Annotated in this window: 22 protein-coding genes and 2 other annotated features; of the genes, 9 read left to right on the forward strand and 13 right to left on the reverse strand. The window is 30.2% G+C overall.

The genetic code is table 11. The features are described from left to right. On the forward strand, nucleotides 1–95 hold a 95-nt coding region (locus tag KPL50_RS02685), incomplete at its 5' end, for an IS3 family transposase (RefSeq protein WP_216297197.1). Nucleotides 96–228: 133 nt separating this feature from the next. Here KPL50_RS02685 and KPL50_RS02690 read toward each other — a convergent pair. Then, nucleotides 229–1,296, reverse strand: a complete 1,068-nt coding sequence (locus tag KPL50_RS02690) for a nucleoid-associated protein (protein ID WP_216296908.1) — start codon at nucleotides 1,294–1,296, stop codon at nucleotides 229–231. Between the two features lie 284 nt (nucleotides 1,297–1,580). Here KPL50_RS02690 and KPL50_RS02695 point away from each other — a divergent pair, with 284 nt between their 5' ends. The 5 genes from KPL50_RS02695 to leuS all read left to right on the forward strand — a co-directional run bounded on the left by KPL50_RS02695 (nucleotide 1,581) and on the right by leuS (nucleotide 7,086). Beyond that, on the forward strand, nucleotides 1,581–2,132 hold the full coding sequence (locus tag KPL50_RS02695) for a class IV adenylate cyclase (protein ID WP_216296909.1): 552 nt from the start codon (nucleotides 1,581–1,583) through the stop codon (nucleotides 2,130–2,132). Beyond that, nucleotides 2,132–3,040 (forward strand): DUF5685 family protein, encoded by a 909-nt coding sequence (locus KPL50_RS02700; protein ID WP_216296910.1) that lies wholly within the window; start codon nucleotides 2,132–2,134, stop codon nucleotides 3,038–3,040. Before KPL50_RS02695 ends, KPL50_RS02700 begins: the two co-directional genes overlap by 1 nt. 1 nt (nucleotide 3,041) lies before the next feature. After that, a complete protein-coding gene (locus KPL50_RS02705; RefSeq protein ID WP_216296911.1) occupies nucleotides 3,042–3,674 on the forward strand; it encodes a J domain-containing protein in 633 nt (210 codons plus the stop codon). A gap of 26 nt (nucleotides 3,675–3,700) precedes the next feature. Further along, nucleotides 3,701–4,198 carry a hypothetical protein gene (locus KPL50_RS02710; RefSeq protein WP_216296912.1) on the forward strand — a complete coding sequence of 166 codons (498 nt, stop codon included), beginning with the start codon at nucleotides 3,701–3,703 and terminating at the stop codon, nucleotides 4,196–4,198. Nucleotides 4,199–4,312: 114 nt separating this feature from the next. Beyond that, nucleotides 4,313–4,512: a binding site (T-box leader), on the forward strand. Between the two features lie 114 nt (nucleotides 4,513–4,626). Then, the gene (gene leuS, locus KPL50_RS02715; protein ID WP_216296913.1) at nucleotides 4,627–7,086 is read left to right on the forward strand and encodes a leucine--tRNA ligase; all 2,460 of its coding nucleotides are present in this window, start codon (nucleotides 4,627–4,629) and stop codon (nucleotides 7,084–7,086) included. A 111-nt stretch (nucleotides 7,087–7,197) separates the two neighbouring features. Here the strand turns inward: leuS and KPL50_RS02720 are convergent, their stop codons facing one another. Further along, nucleotides 7,198–7,992: a GTP pyrophosphokinase family protein gene (locus tag KPL50_RS02720; RefSeq protein WP_216296914.1), complete on the reverse strand. Its 795-nt coding sequence runs from the start codon at nucleotides 7,990–7,992 to the stop codon at nucleotides 7,198–7,200. Between the two features lie 222 nt (nucleotides 7,993–8,214). Between KPL50_RS02720 and KPL50_RS02725 the strand changes: the two genes are divergently transcribed. After that, complete coding sequence (locus KPL50_RS02725) at nucleotides 8,215–9,105, forward strand: DUF2225 domain-containing protein (protein WP_216296915.1); 891 nt, start codon at nucleotides 8,215–8,217, stop codon at nucleotides 9,103–9,105. A 146-nt stretch (nucleotides 9,106–9,251) separates the two neighbouring features. On the opposite strand, the gene KPL50_RS02730 is transcribed toward KPL50_RS02725, so the two are convergent. The 9 genes from KPL50_RS02730 to KPL50_RS02770 form a co-directional block, all read right to left on the reverse strand. Next, nucleotides 9,252–9,941: a metallophosphoesterase gene (locus KPL50_RS02730; protein WP_216296916.1), complete on the reverse strand. Its 690-nt coding sequence runs from the start codon at nucleotides 9,939–9,941 to the stop codon at nucleotides 9,252–9,254. 43 nt (nucleotides 9,942–9,984) lie between these two features. Beyond that, nucleotides 9,985–10,251 carry an EscU/YscU/HrcU family type III secretion system export apparatus switch protein gene (locus tag KPL50_RS02735; RefSeq protein WP_216296917.1) on the reverse strand — a complete coding sequence of 89 codons (267 nt, stop codon included), beginning with the start codon at nucleotides 10,249–10,251 and terminating at the stop codon, nucleotides 9,985–9,987. 87 nt (nucleotides 10,252–10,338) lie between these two features. Beyond that, nucleotides 10,339–12,372: a hypothetical protein gene (locus KPL50_RS02740; RefSeq protein WP_216296918.1), complete on the reverse strand. Its 2,034-nt coding sequence runs from the start codon at nucleotides 12,370–12,372 to the stop codon at nucleotides 10,339–10,341. A 262-nt stretch (nucleotides 12,373–12,634) separates the two neighbouring features. Continuing rightward, nucleotides 12,635–13,855, reverse strand: a complete 1,221-nt coding sequence (tyrS, locus tag KPL50_RS02745) for a tyrosine--tRNA ligase (RefSeq protein ID WP_216296919.1) — start codon at nucleotides 13,853–13,855, stop codon at nucleotides 12,635–12,637. A 61-nt stretch (nucleotides 13,856–13,916) separates the two neighbouring features. Beyond that, nucleotides 13,917–14,133, reverse strand: a binding site (T-box leader). 212 nt (nucleotides 14,134–14,345) lie between these two features. Then, the gene (locus KPL50_RS02750; RefSeq protein ID WP_216296920.1) at nucleotides 14,346–14,756 is read right to left on the reverse strand and encodes an ATP-binding protein; all 411 of its coding nucleotides are present in this window, start codon (nucleotides 14,754–14,756) and stop codon (nucleotides 14,346–14,348) included. 119 nt (nucleotides 14,757–14,875) lie between these two features. Beyond that, nucleotides 14,876–16,021 carry a helix-turn-helix domain-containing protein gene (locus tag KPL50_RS02755; RefSeq protein WP_216296921.1) on the reverse strand — a complete coding sequence of 382 codons (1,146 nt, stop codon included), beginning with the start codon at nucleotides 16,019–16,021 and terminating at the stop codon, nucleotides 14,876–14,878. Nucleotides 16,022–16,145: 124 nt separating this feature from the next. After that, the gene (locus tag KPL50_RS02760) at nucleotides 16,146–17,210 is read right to left on the reverse strand and encodes a sensor domain-containing diguanylate cyclase (protein ID WP_216296922.1); all 1,065 of its coding nucleotides are present in this window, start codon (nucleotides 17,208–17,210) and stop codon (nucleotides 16,146–16,148) included. An 85-nt stretch (nucleotides 17,211–17,295) separates the two neighbouring features. Continuing rightward, nucleotides 17,296–18,414 (reverse strand): Ger(x)C family spore germination protein, encoded by a 1,119-nt coding sequence (locus KPL50_RS02765; RefSeq protein ID WP_216296923.1) that lies wholly within the window; start codon nucleotides 18,412–18,414, stop codon nucleotides 17,296–17,298. Continuing rightward, nucleotides 18,401–19,813, reverse strand: a complete 1,413-nt coding sequence (locus tag KPL50_RS02770; protein ID WP_216296924.1) for a spore germination protein — start codon at nucleotides 19,811–19,813, stop codon at nucleotides 18,401–18,403. The genes KPL50_RS02765 and KPL50_RS02770 overlap by 14 nt, the downstream gene beginning before the upstream one ends. A 128-nt stretch (nucleotides 19,814–19,941) precedes the next feature. Here KPL50_RS02770 and KPL50_RS02775 point away from each other — a divergent pair, with 128 nt between their 5' ends. Further along, complete coding sequence (locus KPL50_RS02775; RefSeq protein WP_216296925.1) at nucleotides 19,942–21,039, forward strand: endospore germination permease; 1,098 nt, start codon at nucleotides 19,942–19,944, stop codon at nucleotides 21,037–21,039. Between the two features lie 78 nt (nucleotides 21,040–21,117). Here the strand turns inward: KPL50_RS02775 and KPL50_RS02780 are convergent, their stop codons facing one another. Next, nucleotides 21,118–21,660, reverse strand: coding sequence for an ECF transporter S component (locus tag KPL50_RS02780; RefSeq protein WP_216296926.1), 543 nt, complete (start codon nucleotides 21,658–21,660; stop codon nucleotides 21,118–21,120). A 309-nt stretch (nucleotides 21,661–21,969) separates the two neighbouring features. Between KPL50_RS02780 and KPL50_RS02785 the strand changes: the two genes are divergently transcribed. Further along, nucleotides 21,970–22,125, forward strand: coding sequence for a DUF5670 family protein (locus KPL50_RS02785; protein ID WP_216296927.1), 156 nt, complete (start codon nucleotides 21,970–21,972; stop codon nucleotides 22,123–22,125). A gap of 58 nt (nucleotides 22,126–22,183) precedes the next feature. Here KPL50_RS02785 and KPL50_RS02790 read toward each other — a convergent pair whose 3' ends face one another. Further along, nucleotides 22,184–23,779 (reverse strand): peptide chain release factor 3, encoded by a 1,596-nt coding sequence (locus KPL50_RS02790; RefSeq protein ID WP_216296928.1) that lies wholly within the window; start codon nucleotides 23,777–23,779, stop codon nucleotides 22,184–22,186. Nucleotides 23,780–23,787: the final 8 nt, after the last annotated feature.

Raw genomic sequence — 23,787 nt, forward strand, 5'->3', positions numbered from 1 at the left:
AATATATGATTTATTATAATAGATATAGATATCAATGGGATTTAGAAAAGATGACTCCTGTTCAATACAGAAATCATCTCCTTAATTTAATATAAGTTTTTTTAAATTGTCCTTGACAAAGGGTACAGATTACAGCGAGTTTATGTTTTTTAGCAGATTATTTAAAAATATAATTAGTAGTTCTTAGCAAAGTGATTGCATTAGTAGTAATATATACTTTTTTCTTTTCTATTTTTCAACATAATTACTTACATGTTTAATAACCATATTAATTGTTCCATCACCATTTCTTTGTATTTCAAATCGGCTATTATCATGATATGTTTCAGTGTCCACATATAAGTCTATATCCTTATCAATTTTAAGTCTTACCCTTTTTAGTTTTTTATCTATCCATTCTTTATCAAGATTAATATTTTCTGAGATTCCTTGCTGCGTAATAAAATCAACAAATTTTTCCTTAGTCTCATGATTTTCAGAAAACATTTCCTGAGACAACTCTCTAACATCAATACTATCTTCTTCTTTAAGTTTTCTTTTTATAGCAGTTCTAACAGCCTCTGCTTTGTCTGCATTTTCTGGGAAGGTATTTTGGGTGAATTTTTCAGCTGCTTTCACAAAGCTTTTAGTTACATCTCTTTCGTTATCAATAATTGTACAACCTAAATAATCATTAATAAAGTAGTTTGAACCATATTCCTGATTTTCACTGCTAATGGCTTGATCGTTACTCGCTTCTTTAGTTTTAATTCTTTTATCAATAACCATTAAATCAAAATTATTTTCTTTTCTAATAGGCTTTAAAAAAGCACATTTCTGTATCCTTTGAGATGAACCAGGAAGTCCAGTGAACTGCGGTACTATATCAATGCCTAACTTATTGTCTACAAACTCTATAGTGTGAACATAATTTTTAATATAATCCATTTTGAATATACCGAGTATCGGTCCAAATTCTGTAGTAAAGGATACTACTATCAAATCACAAGATGGAATGCTCCCCTTAGACCTCATCAAACCAAACATCTGTCTTGCGAGTTCTTTAGATACATCCAGTAAATTATTTTCACCATTTAAGTATTCCGCAGATATTTCTTTTACTATGTTTCTATTGGGATTAAAAACTCCATATTTTAAATCTTCATCTTTTAAACACTTCTGAATATGTTTCAATAAAAAATTATATTTTTCTTCATCTAAGTCCAATGCATATTCATTCAAGATAGGTTCATCTGCATTGTTATCTAAAACATGAATAATAGCCTCATTTATATTAACTTCTTTTATGTACTCCAAAAAAACACCACCTTGATATTTATATAATGACCTTAATTATTACCCTTAATAATTATACTATGTAAATGCATTTATAACAAATTCATATATTGCCATATCCACAGATATAAAGAGACCCTTATTGCCCTAATTTAGTAATTGTAAAGGTATATGTACTTTTATTCAAATCTGAAATTCTAATCTATTATTAATGTTACTTTATTTAGATTATGATATAATTACAATTAGTGTCACGCAAAAAATTGATTATTGTTATGAACCCTAGAGAACAGTAGGAGGGAAATATGAAAGAAATAGAAACTAGAATTATAGATATTGATGTAGAAGAAATTCGAAGGAAATTATTGAATATAAATGCTCCAAAAGTAAAACAAGAAAATCAAATAAATAATATTTATGATTTCCCAGATAAAAGGCTACTTAATAGCAAAGGCTATGCAAGAATACGCACCATTCATGATGAGTTAACAAATTCCACGCTGTACTATATCACCACAAAAAAACTTATAAGCCAAGAAAAGTACAAGATAATGGATGAGCATGAAACAGAAATAAAAGATGAAGCTGCAGCTATTGGAATATTTGAAGCCTTAGGTCTTGAGCTTATACAATCCATTAAAAAGTATAGGGAAAGCTATAAGTATAAAAATACTCTTATAGAAATAGACATAAATGACAAGGAATTTTGTCCTTTTCCTTATATAGAAATTGAAAGCGCAGATGAAGATGAACTTGAAGATGTTGTAATCTTGCTAGGTTACAGCCTCTCGGATACTACCTCTAAAACTATTTATGAAATACTAAAATCGAAAAAAATAGTAGCAAAGGGCCTATAATGTTTGGATATGTAACTCCATGTAAAATGGAGATGAAGATAAAAGACTTCGAAAAATTCAAAGCTTATTATTGTGGTCTATGTAATTCTATAAAAAATAGCTATGGTCAGCTACCAAGGCTTACTTTAAATTATGATATGACCTTTTTAGCGATACTTCTAGATTCACTTGGGGATAATAAAATCAACTTTACTAAATTTAGTTGTGCAATTCATCCACTAAAAAAAAGGGTTATGATTAATAATAATTTGGCTTTGGACTATGCGGCCTTTTGTAATACAACTTTAGCATATTATAAGTTAAAGGATGATGTTCAAGATAATAGAACAATGAAAAGCAAGGTTTTCTCAACATTTTTAAAGAAATATTTGTCAAACTCGAAAGTAGAATATAATGAGGTAATGAAGTATACTGAAGAGAAGCTAATACTGCTAAATACTCAAGAAGCAAATTCTATGAATATTTCCATAGATGAACAGCTAACTTTAGATGAACTGTCTCATGTTTTTGCTGACCTTACGGGCTTTATAATATCCTTTTATTATAAGGATGCACCCTTTAAAGAGGATTTATATTGGCTTGGCTATAATTTAGGTAAATGGATATATATTATAGATGCTTACGATGATTTAGAAAAGGACTTAAAAAGCAATTCTTTTAATGCTATAAGTTCATTGCTTAATACAGATAATTTGGATTTTAAAAGTTTTTCGAAATGTATACAGCCAAGGATTGATTATATATTAACTACCTGTGCTGAGCAATGTTTGAAAAATTTAAATTCATTACCACTAACTAAAAATGAAGATATATTATATAATATATTAGAGCTCGGACTCATGGAAAAAATGAATGTGGTTTTTAATAAAAGTTTAGGTATTGATTATATAAAAGGAGTGGAATATTAAGATGGCAAATCCCTATGAAATACTTGGTGTACGCGAAGGCACGTCAAAAGAAGATATTAAAAAAGCTTATAGAGAGCAGGCAAAAAAATATCACCCTGATCAGTATGGTGATAACCCTCTAAAAGACTTAGCAGAAGAAAAAATGCAGGAACTAAATGAAGCTTATGATTCACTTATGAAAAATGCTAGTTCTTCGAGTAACTACCAATCTTCAAATACTTATAATTCTTCTAACAATTATAATTCTTCTTCAAATGATGACTATATTAACAGAGACATATATCAATCAATAAGAATGGATTTAAATAGTGGAAACCTTCCTTTGGCTGAGCAGAAATTAGGTTCCATGAATACAAAAACTGCTGAGTGGAATTATTTGATGGGAATGGTTCATTTGAAAAAGAGTTGGCATGATAGTGCTTACAATTTTATTAGTAAAGCCTGCTCTTTGGAACCTAATAATGTTGAATATAGGCGAAGCTTTAATGATTTAAACACTAGAAATACAAATTATAGAGGCAACTATTATGGCAGGAGAAACAAAGATTCTGATATGGGTAATATGTGTATTAACTTATGGTGTGCCGATAGTCTTTGTGAATGTTTAGGCGGAGATCTTATTTCCTGTTGTTAAGCATAATAATTTAGGAGATGAATTTTATGAAATCTAATAATATTGCTAAGGGTGGCATATTCGCAGCACTTAGTTTGATATTACTATATCTTTCTTCTGTTTTCCCTACAAATAGATTATTTATATTAGGTATCGCTTCTTGCATTATACCACTTTCCATTCTACTTACTGGAGTAAAAAATACTATTATAGTATATAGTGCTGTATCCTTGCTTAGTCTGTTTATTATACCTTCAAAGCTTATAAGCATTGCCTATATACTGATTTTTGGTTCCTATGGTTTTGTGAAGTATTTTGTAGAAAAATTAAGGAGTATTCCTCTAGAGTTTGTACTTAAGTTTTTATATTTTAATATAAGTTCCGCTATAATTATATTTATATATAAATTACTATTATTAAAAATTCCTAATATAAATATATATTTATTAATACCCTTTATGGAGTTCGGTTTCTTAGTATATGACTATGCCCTTACTATTTTTATAGTCTATGCAAATAAAAAGCTTATTAAAAAATTCAGTTAAGTCAAATGCACTAGTAGCCTGTGCCTTTCGATGTGTTTAAACCATACTCTTGACAGAAAATTCTATTTAAATTATAATTGATAATAATCCTTTCATAAACAAAGTATAATATAATAAATTGCTTTGATTAGGAGTAGTAGTATTTATATCATTTTAAAGAGAGCTGCTTATTTGGTGTGAAGCAGTAATGATATAATATGAACTTGCCTATGAGCTTACTTGTTAAAACAAGTACGGTTAAAACCGTTATATTCGTAAGTGAGGTGTAATGCCTAATTAGAGTGGTACCGCGGAATTTTACTTTCGTCTCTTTGTTGAGATGAAGGTTTTTTTTATTTTCTAGTAAAATCTTACTTCGGCAAACATTAAAGGCAAAATTTAATAATCAATAATTGTTTTCTACTTTAGAACATCAAGGAGGAATATTAATGGCAAAATACAATACTACCATCGATGAAAAATGGCAACAAAAATGGGAAGATACTAATCTCTACAAATTTGATGAGAATAATACTGCGAAAAAGCTATATGTACTTGAAATGTTCTCTTATCCATCTGCTAGCCAATTACATGCTGGGCATTGGTTTAACTATGGTCCTGTAGATACTTGGGCTAGAATGAAGAAAATGCAGGGTTATAATGTATTTCAACCAATGGGCTTTGATGCCTTTGGACTACCTGCTGAAAACTACGCAATAAAAACCGGTGTACACCCAAAGGATTCTACTGAGCAAAACATTGCTACTATGAAAAAACAATTAAAAGCTATGGGAGCAATGTTTAATTGGGATCATGAAGTTGTAACTTGCCGTCCAGATTATTATAAATGGACTCAATGGTTATTCTTAAAACTATTTGAAAAAGGTCTTGCCTACAGAAAAAAAGCGCCTGTAAATTGGTGCCCTAGCTGTAGTACAGTTCTTGCAAATGAACAAGTATTAGATGGTGCTTGTGAGCGATGTGGCACTGAGGTCACTAAAAAGAATTTAACTCAATGGTTTTTAAAAATTACTGACTATGCTGATGAACTATTAGAAAAACTTGATACCTTGGATTGGCCAGAAAAAACTAAATCAATGCAAAAACATTGGATAGGTAAATCCATTGGTGCTGAAGTTAATTTTAAAGTAGTAGATTCCCAAATAGATTTTAGTGTATTCACTACAAGGGCTGATACTCTATTTGGCGTATCCTATGTAGTTATAGCCCCTGAAAATGACCTTGTAGGTGTTCTCACTAAAGATGAATATAAAGACGCTGTGGTGGCTTATAGAGATGAAGCTAATAAACAGTCTGATATAGAAAGACAATCTATTACAAGAGAAAAAACTGGTGTATTTACTGGTTCCTATGCTATTAATCCTATTAACGGAAGAAAAGTACCTATTTGGGTAGCTGACTATGTTCTAAATACCTATGGAACTGGTGTTGTAATGGCTGTTCCCGCTCACGATGATAGGGATTTTGCCTTTGCTACTAAATACAATTTACCTATAGAAAGAGTAATTTCTGGTTTTAAAAGTGTAAACGAGGAGGAGGAAAATCTTCCTTATACCGAACATGGAAAAATGGTAAATAGTGAAGAGTTTAATGGTTTATCTACGGAAGAGGGAATTGAAGCAGTAGTAAAAAAATTAGAAGCTCAAAATTTAGGAACAGGCAAAGTAAACTTTAGACTTCGTGATTGGTTAGTTTCAAGACAAAGATATTGGGGAGCTCCTATTCCAATAATTCATTGTGATACATGTGGAACTGTTCCAGTACCTGAGAATCAACTTCCTGTAGAGCTACCTTATGACGTAGAATTCGCACCTGACGGAGAATCTCCACTAGCTAAATGTGCAGATTTTATTAATGTACCTTGCCCTGTTTGTGGTAGTCCTGCGCATCGAGAGGCTGACACCTTGGATACCTTTGTTTGTTCTTCTTTCTACTATTTAAGATATGTAGATAACAAAAATAGTGAAAAGGCTTTTGATACGGACTTAATAAACAAAATGCTACCTGTTGACAAATATGTAGGCGGACCAGAACATGCATGCATGCACTTACTATATGCAAGATTTATTACCAAGGCTCTTCGCGATATGGGCTATTTAAACTTTGATGAACCTTTCGTGTCTCTTACTCACCAAGGCTTAATTTTAGGACCAGACGGATTAAAAATGAGTAAATCCAAAGGGAACACTATTTCACCAGACCAATATATAAAAGAGTTTGGAGCAGATGTGTTTAGAATGTACCTAATGTTTGGTTTTGGGTATACTGATGGTGGTGCTTGGAGTGATGATGGCATAAAAGCTATTGGAAGATTCGTTGATAGGATTGAACGAGCAGTCGACACCGGAATTTCTGAAATGTTAAAGGAAAGTAACAAGGTCGCTTCTCTCCATAAGGCAGAAAAAGAATTAAACTACTGGAGACATTTTGCGATAAAGGGAGTTACCGAAGACGCAGAAAAACTTCAGTTTAATACGGCTATTGCAAGACTTATGGAATTTACAAATGCCATATCCAAATATGTTAACGAAGAAACCGTAGATAGTAATTTCTTAAAAGAAGTGCTTGCGGATTACCTTTTACTTTTAGCTCCATTTGCTCCTCACTTCTCGGAAGAAAAGTGGGAGACCTTAGGTATGGATTACTCTATATTTAATCAAAGTTGGCCTAAATTTGATGAAAAAGCTCTAATCAAAGATGAAATAGAGATAGCTATTCAAGTAAATGGCAAAATTAAGTCTAGAATAATTATAGCTCAAGATTTAGATGAAGAAAGTATTAAAAAGGCCGCTCTTAAGGATGAAACCCTACTTGCTGCACTTGAAGGAATAACTGTGCGAAAGATTATTGTAATTAAAGGACGACTAGTTAATATAGTAGCTTCTTAATAAAAACTTCATACAGTTTTTAAAGATTAAAGTTTCATATTAGAAAAGGAGAATAGATTGTCTTAGTTTAGACTCTCTACTCTCCTTATTCTTATTTAGACTATTTATATATTATAAAACTCCATACATATCTAAAGTTTTTTGAGTTGCTTTAAGAAGACTGCTAAGTTCAAAGACTTCTCCTTCTTCAAGTAGCTTATTTAGTTGTTCTCTATACCTGGTTGACTCCATTAATTTTCCAAGGGAAGAAATCATAAGAATGTTATTCATTATATCAGATACCAAATTAGATTTAACCTCAAAGAGTTTTTGCGCATCTTTAATTTCGTCTTTAATTTCTAACATCTGCTGGTCTAATTGAAAAGCAGCATCTGCTGCATTTTTAAGTTTTTCTCTTATATCCTCTGGTATATCATGCTTATATTTATAATTTAGGGAATGCTCTACTGTGGCCCAGAAATTCATTGCCAAGGTTCTAATTTGAAATTCCGCTAGTATCTCCGTTTGACCATCAACTAAATTTACAGGATACTTTATAATCATATGATAGCTTCTATATCCACTCTCTTTTACATTGGCAACGTAATCTTTTTCATAGACTATCTGCATATCACGTCTTTCACGAATTAAATTTACCACCTTATCAATGTCATCAACAAATTGACACATTACTCTTATTCCAGCAATATCCTCCATTTCAAATTCAATTCGATCTATAGGTATAGCGAATTTATTAGCTTTTTCAAGAATGCTAGATATTTCTTTAACCCGTCCTGTAACAAATTCTACAGGTGAATAATCATTTTTGCGTCTATATTCGCGCCTTATGCTTTTGAATTTTAATTTCAACTCTTCTACTGCCTGTTCATAAGGTATTAAGAATTTTTTCCACTCTCTTATTGCCATATACTCAGTCCTTTACATAAAATTTCATGTTTACAATTAATATTTTGTCTACAATTAAAATATAGAAACTTTTTGATGGTGATTTATATTAATATTATATTTTTATTAATTTTCTGTTATAATTAATTTACTACTAAATTAGCATAAAAGCAATTTTTTAGGATTATATACTAAGTTACATAACTAATCATAACACATTAAATTTTATTTTGGGGTGATTAAATGGATAAAAAAATATTTTCCGGCTTAGAAAATATGGGATTTGATAATATTAACGATATTAAAATATATAATAAAGAAACTGAAACTGTGAAAGAAAAAAAAGAAGAGAACAGGTCACCGTCGCTTCTATATAGTAAAGAAGTTATCTGTCCAGTATGTAACAATGCTTTTAAAGCTAGCACAGTAAAGTCCTCGGCTTACAGAATGATAAAAAAAGATAGTGACTTTTTTATTAGATATTCACTAATTAACCCTTATTTCTATGATGTTTGGGTTTGTAATTCTTGTGGATATTCAGCTATGAAAGCAGATTTTTATGCTATAAGGAGCATAGAAATAGAACAAGTACAAAAATCTATATCTCCTAAGTGGAAGGGGAGAATGTATCCTGAAATTTATGATGTGCATGTTGCTATAGAAAGGTACAAACTATCCCTTTTAAATTATATAGTAACTAATGCAAAATCAAGTAAAAAAGCTATCAATTGTATGAAGCTAGCCTGGATGCACAGACTACTCGAAACTGAAGAGGCTAAGGAAATGGAAATAATATTTTTGAAACAGGCTTTAGAAGGGCTTAATGATGCATATTACTCAGAGGCCTTTCCCATTTATGGCATGGATAAATATAGTGCCATGTATCTTATTGGAGAATTAAATAGACGTATAGGCAATACAGAAGATTCACTAGTTTGGTTTAGTAATGTAATAACAACTCCTAATGTAAAGCAGAGTTTGAAAGAACTTGCTCGTGATATGAAAGACTTGATAAAAGAAGAAGCTGCTGCATTATTAGTTGCCACTGATAATCTAAATAAAGCTTCTACAGAGAACTTTGAGCCAATAGAAACTATTAAGAAAACCGGTTTTTTTTCTAAAATATTTAAATAGTATTTTAAATACATAAAAAATAACAAGTCAATATGCTAGCATCTTTGACTTGTTATTTGTTTTCATATGATTATGGCTATTGAATTTGTTATCCACATAAATAAATTTAATAGTTATACTTATCCACAATAAATTGACTTTTTGTGCTATTCTAATATCTTTAGTGGATCAAAATCCAAATAATCACAAGAAGTTACTATATACTCCACGCCCTCTATATTACCTTCATATAACCTATTTAGTGATGGTCCATGTAAATGACCATATATAACCTTTGCCACATTATATTCTTTTATTATACTTATAAGTTTAGTTTCTTCAAATTTATCATTAGTAGGTGGATAATGAAGCATTACAATAAATTTACTATACCCATTCCGCACTGCCTCATCTAAGGATATTCGAAGCCTTATTAACTCTCTATTATATATTTTTTCATCATGTTCTGTAAATCTTGCACCTCCTGGGCAATTCCACCCGCGGGTTCCGCATATAGCAAAATCTTTATAGTTAAAAAAATTATTTTGAATAAAATTCATATCTTCATACAGAGAATTAAGTTTTGTGATGCTACTCCACCAATAGTCATGATTTCCTTTAATAAGTATTTTCTTACCGGGCAGTTTATGAATCCACTCCAAATCCTCTAGGCCCTCAGAAATATTCATTGACCATGAAATATCCCCTGCAATTAATACAGTATCCTCGGTGGAAACTTTGCTAAGCCAATTTTCCTTTATTTTCTCATGATGCTTTTCCCATTTATCTCCAAATATATCCATGGGTTTATCTGAATTTAAAGCTAAATGAAGATCAGATATTGCCCATAACGCCATAATAAACCTCCTCGTATTAATCTTTTAATTGTTTCATTACCCATTAGTCTTTTCTCATTAATCCATCTATATCCATTACATAAGCAATAACCTTAGCTATTGCATCATATAATTCGAAAGGTATTTCTGATCCTATATCAACATTTAAAAGTAAATTAGCTAATTCCTCATTTTGGACTATAGCCACCTTACTTTCCTCCGCCTTAATCAAAATTTTATCTGCAATATAGCCCATTCCAGCTGCTGTTACTATAGGTACATCATATCCTTGTTCATATTTTATAGCAGCTGCTTTTTTTACTTTTTTCATTTTAACACCCCACATTAGTGTTTACAGTTATATTAAATCTCATCCTCTTGCATATTCAGGATTAATTTTTTTGAATTATCTATTTCATTATACCTTTATATTGAGGGTATTAAAACTTCTATCATCAAAAAATTCCCCACAATTAGCTAGTGTAAATTCTTTAGCCTTGTAATTAACCTCAATATTAACTCTATAATTTAGATTAGATAAGTCCTTTATTAACTTTTCTTTGCCCAATTTTAAAACTTTAACCCAGAATTTATCACAATTAATATCAATATTCATATTATTATTGTTAATTTTTATATATGCATCCACAATTCCCATATTTATCGTTTTAACACTTGTAGCAATTTTAACATTCTTACTGTCGATCTTTTTTCCTTTTTTTCTATCATCTTTAATAATTAATTTAAATTGATATTCATCATCTTTAACATTTATTGGCAGATCCAAAATATAATATTGTTCTGAAATAGAATTAAACATCTTTAAATCATTAAGCTTTTCATGAAATAAATTCATAACTTTTTCATAACTTTCAGGTTTTATATTAAGTTTATTTTCAATAAGGTCTTTAACTATATTTTTAATCTCTTCAGTTTTTAATTTAATTTGTTCTTTAATGAGAAAATCAGTAGTTATCTTTTCTATATCTTTTTCTACATTATTCATAATTCCTTTTTCCACATTATTTATAATTCCCTTTTCTACCTCTGAAATATTCAATTCTTTTTTTATCATATTTATAATTTCATTAAGTGAATTGTTTTTTCCATATACACTAGTTTTAGTATTTATAGTGCTTTTAATATCCAATTCAGCTTCACTAACCTCATCCTTTGGTAGTATATTCAAAGTCAATTCTTCATTTGGAACTATATTTTCTAATTTCACACTGCTAGTTTCAACCTTTGTTATATTTAATTTTGCCTCTAAATTCTCTATTAATTTAATATAATTATCTGGACTTAGTGATATTTGTTCCGCCTTGAAAATTTTGTCAACCATTGCTGCTATTTCGCCCCTATTAAAATTAATATTATTAGGTTTTATATCTTTATCTATTCTGAAGCCTATATTGAGTTGTGAATTTTTATCCAGTTCTAAATTTTTAATAGTAGAATTTAATACTCTATAATAAACATCTAAATCCTTTAACTCTTTATTTATCAAACTAACTACCACTTTTAAGTCGTTATTGCGGATAGCGTTATCTGAATTTTGAGTTTTTTCCACTATTTTTCCATTATTTATCGGTTCTAGTCCTTTTGTTTCTTTACTGATATTTTTAAATTCCACATTTGTAAACCCTTCATTACCTTGATCTAAATCCATAAAACTATTTTGGATCCCAACTACTTCAGAATTCTGTATATTCCTTATCATACTTTTATTTGTATCACTGTTTAAAAGATAGTTATTAATATCTTTTAAATTATTATATACCGCAGACTCTCCTTTAAATAGCTTTATAAAGCTATCCAAATTTCCTTTAGTGAGTTCTATATTATTTTCTTTAAATAATAATATCTCGTCAATATCTAAACTCTTTAATGCCTCGAAAAAATTTTTTAAAATTTTTACTATTTCCTTTCCCTTTTCACTGTTGGGGTCAATATTTCTACTTTCAAGATATTTAGCAATAAAAATTTCTTCTTTATTAGAATTTAAGGATATCCTTTCTCTAAAATCAACTAAATTTTTTATATCAATTATATTATCTTTAGTTAATGGCATATCATGTTTTATCATTTTAGAAAAAAGCAAAGCATCTGCTTTTTCAGTGCCTGGAGTATCCCTCTTACTGAAAGCTTCTAAGCCTTCAGTATCAATAATTTTTTCTTCCTTATCTTCATATACTAATTTTATTTTAAGCTTATCATTTTCAAAACCTTCTACTTTAAATTTAAGCACACTACCCTCAGGAGCTTGCTGCAGTGGCTTATCAAGCTTTGCAGAAAATTGCCATCCATCTAATAATTTTAAATTAACTTCTCCCTTTTCCTTATCTGTACTTACTATTCTAGCACTAAAGGTTTCCCCAGCTTCAAAAGATATTTTACTAAAAGCCTTTTTAGCTTGTAAATTCTGTATTGCAATATTGCTAATTATAGACATAATCCACCCCCATTTTTTACATAATACCATTTTTAAAAGTTATCAATACTTAATTATCGTATGAAACATTTTTTTTTTAAGGGGACAGACACCTTTTGTGCAATACTTCAATTAGTTGTTAACTGTCCCCACTCTTTCTCACTCTTTTAAAGTACAAAATGTCAAATAGTTGTTAACCGTCCCCATTAAATAAATAAATAAAAACGTCACTAAAAAAACAAAGCTAAAATATTAACTTCAGCTTTGCTTTTTTAAAATTTCATTATTCTATGATTAAGGAATAGTATTTTTTCTTTCCTTTTTTTATAAGCACACTACCCTCTTTAAAATCTGTGTCTAAAAGTGCTGCATTTTTATCTTCAATTTTTTTATCGTTAATGGTTAACCCACCCTGTTCAATAAGCCTTCTAGCTTCTGCTTTTGATGGTACCACTTTAGTGTACACTAATATATCCATGAGTCCTGAAGTCTTCATATCTAAGGGAATCGATACTGTAGGAACGTTACTCATATTAGTTCCGCCACCAAACAGCGCTTCTGCTGCGGCCTGAGCCTTGATAGCTTCTTCTTCGCCATGAATAAGTTTTGTGACCTCAAAAGCTAAAACTTTTTTGGCTTCATTGATCTTCTCATCTTTTAGTGCACTTAATTGTCTAACCTCGTCCATTGGTACAAATGTAAGCAGGGATAAACATTGCTTCACATCTGAATCCTCTACATTTCTCCAGTATTGGTAAAAATCATAAGGTGATGTTTTATTTGCATCAAGCCATAGTGCACCATTTTCAGTCTTACCCATCTTCTTGCCTTCACTATTAGTAAGTAATGCACAGGTCATTCCATATGAAGCTTTACTTTCTTTTCTTCTTATTAGTTCCATACCAGCAATTATGTTAGACCATTGATCATCTCCGCCGAGTTGCATAGTACACCCATATTTTTCATTTAACACTAAAAAATCATATCCTTGCATAAGCATATAGTTAAACTCAAAAAATGATAAACCTTTTTCTAATCTCTGTTTAAAGCACTCAGCAGTTAACATCCTGTTTACTGAAAAATGTACTCCTATATCTCTTATAAAGTCTACATAGTTTAAGTCCAAAAGCCAGTTTGCATTATTTTCTAGTATAGCTTTGCCATCACTAAAGTCTATAAGTTTTGAAAGTTGCAATTTTATACAGGATATATTATAATCAATTTCTTCTTTTGTAAGCATTTTTCTCATATCTGTTTTTCCTGATGGATCCCCTATCATAGCAGTTCCACCACCAACTAAGGCTATTGGTCTATGACCTGCCCTTTGCATATGTGCCATAAACATCATAGCAATAAAATGGCCAATATGTAGACTATCTGCTGTGGGGTCAAAGCCTATATAAAATGTTACCTTTTCAGTGTTTAATATTTTCTTTATTTCATCCTCATGAGTAAGTTGTTTGATGTATCCTCGCTCGCATAGTGTATCATATACATTTGACATAAATTATTCCTCCTTATTTTTACCTTTGCCTTATTTTTGGGAAATAAAAAAACGCCCCTGTGAAAGGGACGAAATAATTCCGTGGTACCACCCAAATTGATTTAACAATCCGCTCATTCCTTATAACGTAAGGTTAACCCGTCTCAGCTTACTCATAAATAACTTTATTTCAGCTTAAAGCTCCAGAATGTATTTCACTATATTCATTAACTAGTTCACACCTACCACTAGCTCTCTTAATAATTCCTACAGTTACTTTTTTCCTTCACAGCATTTAAATATAAACTTCCATTTTATTAATTGTATAGATGTATTTAAATTATATCAAGTTTGCTAATTGCTCATTCGCTCTATTCACATCGGTTTATTATCTATATACGCTTATTTTCGCTTATTTGCTCTATTTACAATAAATGCAGGGTTAAATTCCTCATCTAGGCAGGTGAAATGTCGTTAAAACCCTGCATTACACTAAAAATCAATTAAATGTCTATGCGATATACTCCTTTAAAAATTCTGGCGGATTTAAGTTCTCACAACTAACATTTACGTAAAATTCCACATTGTACTTCTTAGCTAAAGAATCCATTTTAGAAAACAATTGTGCCGTATGCTCAAGTTTATCATCAACAATATTAAATACACCATCAACAAAAATGGTATCAATATCGTAATCTTTTGAAAGCATACCGCACAAAAAACCATAAAAATCATTATTACTTTTTAAATTAAACTCATTCGTAGCCACAAATCTCATTTTTCTGTTTAATTGTAGTACTGCTTTAGTGTCATCATCAATATAAACTATGTTCCCCTTAACTTCATCAACCTTTTCATTGGCGAGTTTAATCAAAGCTTTAGTTTTACCTGAACCTTTTCTACCGCAAAATACATGAATCATGTTAACCGCCTCCTATTTTATCTAACATAACCAGATAATTATTAAACAGGTCTACAATGTACGCAATATAGTTACACTCATTATATATTATTCAGAATATTTTTGCAATATTATACTTATTAAATAAAATTTTTAATTCCAGGAAAAATTACCTTAAAACTAATATCTTCTTTTGAATCTACAAATATTACTTTACCATACCTTTTAAAGGCTTTTGAGATGAATGTAAAGCCTTTTCCTGATTTTATAAACCTTTTTTTATCATCTAAGGCTATTAACTTATCATATATCCACATATTTCTTCTTGAATAATTATGAGTATTAATTTTAGTTAAAAATAATAAATTACCAGGACTAATTACGCTGACACTATTATAGTTTATTACTATTTCTATTTCCTTATAAAACATAGTATAGTCCCTATAAAGTATTGCATTCTTTACAGCTTCATGTACGGAAGCTATAGGATAATTCATAGGGAATATCTCTTTGAACAATTCTTCTACCCTATCTAGCATATCGAGCAGACTTCCTTGTACAATTATAACCTCATCAACCTTATTATTTACCTTGTTTACTATTTTAATCATATTATGCGGTATATAAATACTATTAATATCAGAAAATACCAATAAGCCTCCAAGGGTCACTACTCTCTTATTATAATCCCTTTCAATAAAGGTTATTCCTGCATTATCCATAAATTCTAACCTATTGTCATCATTTACTACAATTCCCTTGTTTAAAAAGTATTTATTGATTATTTTAAAATCCAAACTATTGATATCACTATTCATGATAGGCATAGTTTCAATATTTAGACTTAGATTTTCTTGTAAACAGGAGATTAATTCATCTTTTCTCATGGTATCTGTTGTGGAGCCACGTCTGATGTAAAACGCGCCGTTCTCCCTTAATTGATAAGGTTTCTGACCACCATCATATATAGTTAAAATTGCTAAGTTCTTATTTTGATATATCACAAAATCTATGGAAATTGGAATAGGTGGTTCACATCTTGAACTAATAATTTGCTGAAACTGTTCTTCTTTAAAATCGTCAAGATTAATACCTACCACTCTTTTTGTCTTATCTTCCACTCCAATAACAATATATCCTCTTCCTCCGCGAGAATTTGCTATAGCACATATATCTTTAGCTAATTCTTTTTTACCGCTTTCTATTAATATATCCATTTTTAACTTAAAATCTAATTTTGTACCTTCTTCTCTCTTTAGCAATATCTTAATTTTTCTGGTATCCATATATTTCACTCCAAGCGCGCTATAATAATATATTATGTTTATTGCTCTACAATGTTTCTAGGATAATTCTTCAAATAATAGTTCGGGCACATTCGACAAAAGACGATGGAATGCCATCGCCCTTTTATTCACTTACAACTCTGTTTTTTCCACTTGATTTAGCTTTATAAAGCATTCTATCTGCCATTTCTAATACTTTATCTACACTTTTATTTCCCTTGTAATAGCTTATGCCAAAGCTAGCTGTAATGGGATTCTTTACCACACCCAATATATTAGTTATTTGTTTCCTGATATTATCAATCCTATTATAAACTATGCAATAGTCTTTAACATCATGGACATAGATAACTATCTCTTCCCCACCATATCTAGCCAATATGTCTTCCTCATGCAAATTTTCATTTATAGTATTGGTTATGCACAGTAAAATTTCATCACCAACTTGATGTCCGTATACATCATTTATTTTTTTAAAATCATCAATATCCATCATAACTATTGCAAATTCAATAGATTCATCCCTACTAAGTTTATCTTCTATGGTGTCAAAGAAATATTTTCTATTGTATATTTCAAGTAGGGGATCTCTTATTGAACTCTCTTTAACCTTAGCATACAATAAACTATTTTCAATGGCTATAGCAATTTGATTTGCAATAGAAGAAATAAACTTTATGTGCTCTTGGCCAAAAAAATTATACAGTGTATGTTCAACTATTATGTAGCCTGTAAATTTATCTCTTAAATTAATTGGTATACCTATTATTGAATGTATTTTATCTTTTATTAAATCCTCTTCAAGAAAATCCTTAGAATTAACAATAAATAATTTACCTTCATTTAATTGGACAAAATGGTCTTTGAATTTTAAATTCAAGTCTACCTCATGGCTATTTGTTGCCTTAACTACCAATTTATCAAATTCCAATAAATATACAGAGGAACAGGTTACACCTGAAATACCTATAATCATGTCATTTATCATAGATATTAAGTTAGTATCACGAATATTAGAATTAATATATTTGCTAATTTCAACAATGTTGGTAAGATTATCTAACCTTTTCTCTAATTTAGTATTTTTTTCACTCATAATTTGTATAGTGCTTTCAGCGAAATTTTGATAAGTTTCAAATTCTTCAGTTAGTCTTTCGAGTTTTTCTAATAATTCTAAATTTTTATCCATGCAATTTAACATTCCTTTTAATTAAATGTATTATAAATCCATTACCATAGTATACAACTAAATTGCATAATTTTCTATGATTTTTTTATTCAAAATTATTAACATCACCTGTATTTATTACTTCTACTTCTGCTTCCACCTTTAACTCAGTTTTGCTTATAATATCTTTCACTTTCTCCTTTGGATATTTAGCATACAATTCTTCAGTTATATCAAAGATGTCTATGCCCATACTCTTGTATTTTTGAAATAAATCATTGCAGGCTTTCACGATATTCTCTCCTGACTTATCTTGGATTTTCTTAATATTTTCTTTTGTAAGGACAATACTCTTTTGAGCTTCTGCAAAATTCACCTTAACTTTAATTTTCTTTTTTAAATGAATAGTATTGTCAAAATAGCTTATTTCTGTCTTGGTTTTATTTTTTTCAATTTCTAGAGTTACAAACTTATTAATATCACAGGGATTAGTTATTTCTAAAGTACCTCCTGAAATAGTATTTATTAAAAAGTTAAATCCCTGCCCTTCTTCTCTTGATAATATGCTAACCATTTTATCGTCTTTAATAACTGCTCCACCATTTACTTCTAGTTCTGGCTCTAAGCTATCTTTTGAAATATCTATTATAGTTACTACATTGGTTTTGTCTCCAGTAGTTCTTTGATTATAGAATTCATTTAGACTTAGTTTTACAGCCCTTGAAGATGATCCAATATTTTCTATAAGTTGCATTAAAAATGTGCCAATATATTTATCTTCAACAAGATGTAGTTTCATAAGCTTTTCTGGATCTCCTATGTATACCGCAATATAAGGCCTTATAAGTAATTCCTGATCACGATCTAAAAAATCAATAAAATTATCAAGACCGAATTGTGCGGCCTTTTGAGTAAATATTATAGCCTTATTCTGTGTATAATTTAATTTATAACTGGAAGCAGTATTCATATTTCTAACAGCTTCAAACATTGTTTTTCCTGTTCCTTTGAATAAAACCCTTTCATCCGCCCCTTGAGGCGTCGATCCTCTTATCCCCTTAAAAGCTTCAGCAAATAATATAGGATTACCGTTATTATCTACATCTATTACTAAGGCAGTAATAAATAAAACTTTATTAATATCCTTATAACTAAAACATGAGGACATACTAAAGCAATTCAATATTATGCAGCTTATAATTAATACTTTTTTATACTTTTTCATTATAATCATCCTTATCAAAAACACTATTCGATATCTTGCTAAGATCTTTTCTATATAATAAATCCTTGAATTTAAAGTTCTCTACTGTACCTAAAGGAAATAAATATGGATATCCACAACTTTCAAGGCCCGCCATGTGTGAGGTAAAAATAAAGAAACCAATATAAAATCCTGGAAGCCCAAGCACAGATGAAAACAAAATAATAACTATATTCCATATGGCTAGAGCCCCATAAAGTTTAGGCACTAAAAAAGAAGATATAGAAGAAATTGCCACGATCACTACTGTACTTTGGGAGGCTATTCCTACCCCCACTGCAGCATCTCCTAAAATCAAAGCACCAACAATGCTCATTGACTGGCCTATGGACTGTGGCAATCTTATTCCTGCCTCTCTAAGTAATTGAAAGAAGAAAGTCATTACTAACAACTCTATAACCGTAGGGAGAGGCACACCTGCTCTAGAAATCGTGAACTTCATAGCAAATACAGTAGGAATAAGTGAAAAGTGGAAACAAGCAAAAGCCAAATATAATCCTGACAATAAGCTAGCTGAGAAGAAGCTAAACACCCTTGTAATCCTGGATAAATTAGCAAAATATTTGTTAGTATAATAATCATCTGGCGCTTGGAAATTATCCACAAAAAAATATGGAGCAGTAATTACAAAAGGTGTTCCATCTACAATTATTGCTATTTTTCCTTCTAAAAGTTTCGACGCCGCCACATCTGGCTTTTCCGTAGTACCTACTGTATCAAAAGCTGTGTTCTTATTTTTTAATTGTTCCTCAATGTAATTTGTGTCTAATATAAACTCTAATTTTATGTTAGATACTTTTTTTCTTATATAATCCACAAGTTTCCTCGGAGCCACCCCTTCTATATAGCATATTACAACTACTGTGTTGGATTTATTCCCTAAAATAAGTGTTTCAAATTTCAAATCCGGGTTTTTTATTTTTCGTCTTATTAGTGATACATTGTCAACAAAGGCCTCTGTAAATCCTTCTCTTGGTCCTTTAATAACATTTTCTGTACCGGGAATTCCAACACTACGATGTACATACCCCTTTGCCTCACAGTAAATCGCACTATTTGCAAAGGAGAATAGAAGCACTAAGTCTCCAGATAAAATGTGTGATATAGCCTCATCATTACTATTGATATCTCCAATGTTATTAGCAGGTAATACTTCCTTTTTTAGAAACTCTAGATTTATAGTCCAAATCTTATTTTGCATTAGAGGTTCAAATATATATTCACTAATAAATTTAGAGTCACACAAATCATCAATAAATACACCGAATATTGTTCCTAGCTCGCATTCTATCTCTCGGTATTTCACATCATAGCTATTTTTTAATTTTTCTTTAATATAATCTATATTTAGTTTTTCCATTTTAATCACCCAGTTTATTATTTGTAATATTTAAGATTAATATTCTCGATTTGGGAAATACTTCTAATATATTAAAAGTTTTATTTTCAGCAGTGTAAAATTGCAACGTGGAAATATGAGGAGGCAAAATGGATAAGATAAATTCAAAACATTTAATGTTTATAATTTGGGGAACTTCTATTGTAGCAATGAAAACTTACCCCAATATATTCATTGCAAATGGAGGTAGGGATTCCTGGATTTCAGTTATTATTGCCTCTATTATTTTATTATTGTTTCTTATTTATATACTTTTCATTTGTAAAAAAAGCAATTGCTATAATATGAATGAAATATATCATAAAGCTTTAGGTAAAACTATGGGTGACATTTTTTTGATACTATTTATCATAAGCCTAATTGTCGGCTTGATAGAAAGTTCTTCTGTAGAAGCAAACGCATTGCACCTAAATATGCTTTCAGATACTCCACCTTGGTTTTTTCTTTTATTTATATTGATACCAGCCATTTATATTACAAAAAAGGGTACAAGGGCAATAATTATAGTTACTATTATTGGTATATGTCTTATTATGGTGGCGGGGATAAATCTAGCAGTCCTTACAGCTAAATATAAAAAGCTTAATTACCTACTTCCTATAATGGCGAATGGCGTTACCCCCTCTTTTATTTTATCTATAATAAAAGCTCTTGGATGCTATGGTGGTATAGGTATTTTCATTCCGTTTTTATCCAGGGTAGTGAATAAGTCAAAAATCACAAAGCATTGCGTTATTGCAATATTAATTGTAATACAAATGGAAATTGTGGCAAACATAGGTGTTTTAACTACCTTTGGTGTTGCTAGAGTTCTTAACATTAACTACCCTAAGCTCATACAAACTCAGTTAGTTAGTTACTTCAATTTTTTAGAGGGTGGAGAGTTTTTCGTAATGCTTCAAATGGTAGGAGGGTGGTTTATAAAATATGTATTAACTCTAAATGCTATTCTAATTCTCTTAAAAAAGCTTTCTTTCCTTAATAAATATACCATATACATTATTACTTTATTTGTATTCATAATTTCCTATTTCGTTTCGGCTAGAGTGTTACCTTTATATAAATTCTTAAATCTTTACGCATATTTTTCTGTAGTGTGCTTCATATTAATACCAACAATTATTTTCAGTATATTTTATTTTAAAACTAAAAAATCCAAAAATAATTCCTATGCAAATAAACTTTAAAAAAAAGAGCGAATATTATCAATACTACTTTCAGAAAAGTATTGATAGGCTTCACTCTTTTTTTTATAATTAGCTATCTCATCTATTAATTTTTGTTTTTAAAGCAGTTATTAGTGGTAGTGCTAAAGCAATACCTCCTACTACTTGAAGAATATTAGTTGGTATATCCTTTAAAGCAAGAATTAATGCCTTTTGAAGTGCAAATTCTTTAGAAATAAATGTCATTATAATAGCTCCACCTAAATAATATGCTACAATCATCCAAATGCCCGCCATAGCGAAAGCAAAAATATTATTTGAAAAATTATTGCCATCATAATCTTTTCTATAAGCGATAGTCCCAGCAATATATCCCATCACACCTTTAATAACGAAAGTAAACGGTGCCCACATGGTATATCCAGTCATTAAATCAAATAAACACATACCAACAGCCGACGATATGGCTGATTTTTTTCTTCCAAATAATATAGCTGATAAAAAAATCATACTATCTCCCAAATGAAGTACCCCCATAAAAGTTGGTATATGTATAACGGAAGTAGCTATAAATGTAATAGCCGCCATTAGACTAATTTGTACTATATCAATAGTCTTAATTGATGATACTCTATTTTCCACACTTTTCCCCCTGTCATTTAATCTTTAATAAAATTTACTCTTCAATATAATTTTCAACGTAGCTCTACTATCATTATATACAATAATAATTATTTTTCAAATGTATCGATACGCTTTTACGATGTTTACCATATATTTTTTTGCATATACATTGCTAAAGTAATACATACTATATCTAGTATTCATCTATATAATTCACTGTAGTGGATAAAAACACTTTCGTGAATTAGTATACTCTAGTAGATTAACTACTCTAGTAAATTTTTAGATTTCTATTGCATTGTTATTTTAAAAAATGGAGGTATACATATGCCTTTTTTACGTTGGTTAGGTGGCTTTGTAGTATTATTTGGGTTAATGGGAGTACTTTTCAGTATAGGCGGGAACTTAATAAATATCCTACTAATAGTTGCTACAATTATATTTTTAGTCGATGCTCTATCTAGCAGAAAAAAAAGCATGTAAAAATAAAAGAAAAAATCCCTTGAAATTATTTCAAGAGATTTTTTCTTTTATTTTTAAGTTAGTCGTTGTTTTTACTAACATCCGATAAAATCAAGCCTTTATTATGTTCTATTGCCCAACTAATGGACCAATCACTTTGAAACAGTAGCAAGTCTCTATCCTTAAAATCTTTAACTATTCTAGTATCACTAGTCAAATTAAGCTCTTCTTTATCTATATTACTATTTTCAATCCATCTTATATATTTAAATGCTAATCTATCCATCTTAATATCTACATTGTATTCATTTTTAAGTCTGAATTCTAATACTTCAAACTGAAGCACTCCTACAACCCCAACTATAATTTGTTCAATTCCTATATGAAGTTGCTTAAATACTTGGATTGCACCTTCTTCAGCTATCTGTGTTACACCCTTTATAAATTGCTTTCTCTTCATGGTATCAACAGTTCTAACGGCTGCAAAATATTCTGGGGCAAAAGTTGGTATTCCTTCGAACTTAAATTTATTTGATGACGTACATATGGTATCTCCTATGCTAAATATACCTGGATCAAAAACTCCAATAATATCTCCAGCATAAGCCTCCTCCACTATTTCTCTCTCTTGTGCTAAAAACTGTTGAGGTTGCGCTAATTTTATTTTATTACCACCTTGTACATGATAAACATCCATGCCTTTTTCAAACTGTCCAGAACAAATTCTCATAAAAGCCATTCTATCCCTGTGAGCTTTATTCATATTAGCTTGAATTTTAAATACAAAGGCAGAAAAATCTTTGCTGAAAACGTCAATTTTACCTATGCTTGAATTCCTTGGTAATGGTGGTGAAGTTAATCGTAAAAAGTTATCTAAAAAGGGTTCAACTCCAAAATTAGTTGAAGCACTTCCAAAAAATACTGGGGTAAGCTCTCCAGTAGCTACTTTTGCTAAATCAAAATCATCACCTGCTACATCTAAAAGCTCCATATCTTCCATAAGCTTTTTATATAGTACATCTCCGATAAGTTCAATTGCCTTTTCATCAAAAGCATTAATTTTTGTCTCTTTAGCTTCCATTTGTCCATGCCTTGCATCATCAAAAACAATGATTTCCTTTGTGCGTCTATCGTAAACACCTTTAAAATCTACTCCACAACCTATAGGCCAATTCATTGGGTAAGATTTGATCCCAAATTCATTTTCTATCTCATCCATAAGTTCAAAAATATCTCTAGTCTCTCTATCCATCTTGTTAATAAAAGTAAAAATAGGTATTTCTCTAATGCTACATACATGGAATAGCTTTCTTGTTTGTTCCTCTACTCCTTTTGCACCATCAATAATCATTACTGCACTATCTGCAGCCATAAGGGTTCTATATGTATCCTCACTAAAATCTTGATGACCTGGTGTATCAAGTATGTTTATACAAAAATCATTATAATTAAATTGCATAACTGAAGATGTAACAGAAATACCTCTTTGTTTTTCTATTTCCATCCAGTCAGAAACCGCATGTTTAGAAGCTTTTCTAGCTTTAACTGAACCTGCAAGCCTTATTGCGCCTCCATATAATAATAATTTTTCTGTCAATGTAGTTTTACCAGCATCCGGATGAGATATTATAGCAAATGTTCTTCTCTTTTGAATCTCTTTTATGTAATCCAGCAAGGTTATCA

The organism is Clostridium sp. CF012, from assembly GCF_018861755.1.
Classification (GTDB): Bacteria; Bacillota; Clostridia; order Clostridiales; family Clostridiaceae; genus Clostridium_AD.

Bases quoted from the DNA above. Each gene is read 5' to 3' on its own strand.
- KPL50_RS02695 (WP_216296909.1), top strand. From the start codon at position 1,581: ATGAAAGAAATAGAAACTAGAATTATAGATATTGATGTAGAAGAAATT.
- KPL50_RS02700 (WP_216296910.1), top strand. From the start codon at position 2,132: ATGTTTGGATATGTAACTCCATGTAAAATGGAGATGAAGATAAAAGAC.
- KPL50_RS02705 (WP_216296911.1), top strand. From the start codon at position 3,042: ATGGCAAATCCCTATGAAATACTTGGTGTACGCGAAGGCACGTCAAAA.
- KPL50_RS02710 (WP_216296912.1), top strand. From the start codon at position 3,701: ATGAAATCTAATAATATTGCTAAGGGTGGCATATTCGCAGCACTTAGT.
- leuS (WP_216296913.1), top strand. From the start codon at position 4,627: ATGGCAAAATACAATACTACCATCGATGAAAAATGGCAACAAAAATGG.
- KPL50_RS02720 (WP_216296914.1), bottom strand. From the start codon at position 7,992: ATGGCAATAAGAGAGTGGAAAAAATTCTTAATACCTTATGAACAGGCA.
- KPL50_RS02725 (WP_216296915.1), top strand. From the start codon at position 8,215: ATGGATAAAAAAATATTTTCCGGCTTAGAAAATATGGGATTTGATAAT.
- KPL50_RS02730 (WP_216296916.1), bottom strand. From the start codon at position 9,941: ATGGCGTTATGGGCAATATCTGATCTTCATTTAGCTTTAAATTCAGAT.
- KPL50_RS02735 (WP_216296917.1), bottom strand. From the start codon at position 10,251: ATGAAAAAAGTAAAAAAAGCAGCTGCTATAAAATATGAACAAGGATAT.
- KPL50_RS02740 (WP_216296918.1), bottom strand. From the start codon at position 12,372: ATGTCTATAATTAGCAATATTGCAATACAGAATTTACAAGCTAAAAAG.
- tyrS (WP_216296919.1), bottom strand. From the start codon at position 13,855: ATGTCAAATGTATATGATACACTATGCGAGCGAGGATACATCAAACAA.
- KPL50_RS02750 (WP_216296920.1), bottom strand. From the start codon at position 14,756: ATGATTCATGTATTTTGCGGTAGAAAAGGTTCAGGTAAAACTAAAGCT.
- KPL50_RS02755 (WP_216296921.1), bottom strand. From the start codon at position 16,021: ATGGATACCAGAAAAATTAAGATATTGCTAAAGAGAGAAGAAGGTACA.
- KPL50_RS02760 (WP_216296922.1), bottom strand. From the start codon at position 17,210: ATGGATAAAAATTTAGAATTATTAGAAAAACTCGAAAGACTAACTGAA.
- KPL50_RS02765 (WP_216296923.1), bottom strand. From the start codon at position 18,414: ATGAAAAAGTATAAAAAAGTATTAATTATAAGCTGCATAATATTGAAT.
- KPL50_RS02770 (WP_216296924.1), bottom strand. From the start codon at position 19,813: ATGGAAAAACTAAATATAGATTATATTAAAGAAAAATTAAAAAATAGC.
- KPL50_RS02775 (WP_216296925.1), top strand. From the start codon at position 19,942: ATGGATAAGATAAATTCAAAACATTTAATGTTTATAATTTGGGGAACT.
- KPL50_RS02785 (WP_216296927.1), top strand. From the start codon at position 21,970: ATGCCTTTTTTACGTTGGTTAGGTGGCTTTGTAGTATTATTTGGGTTA.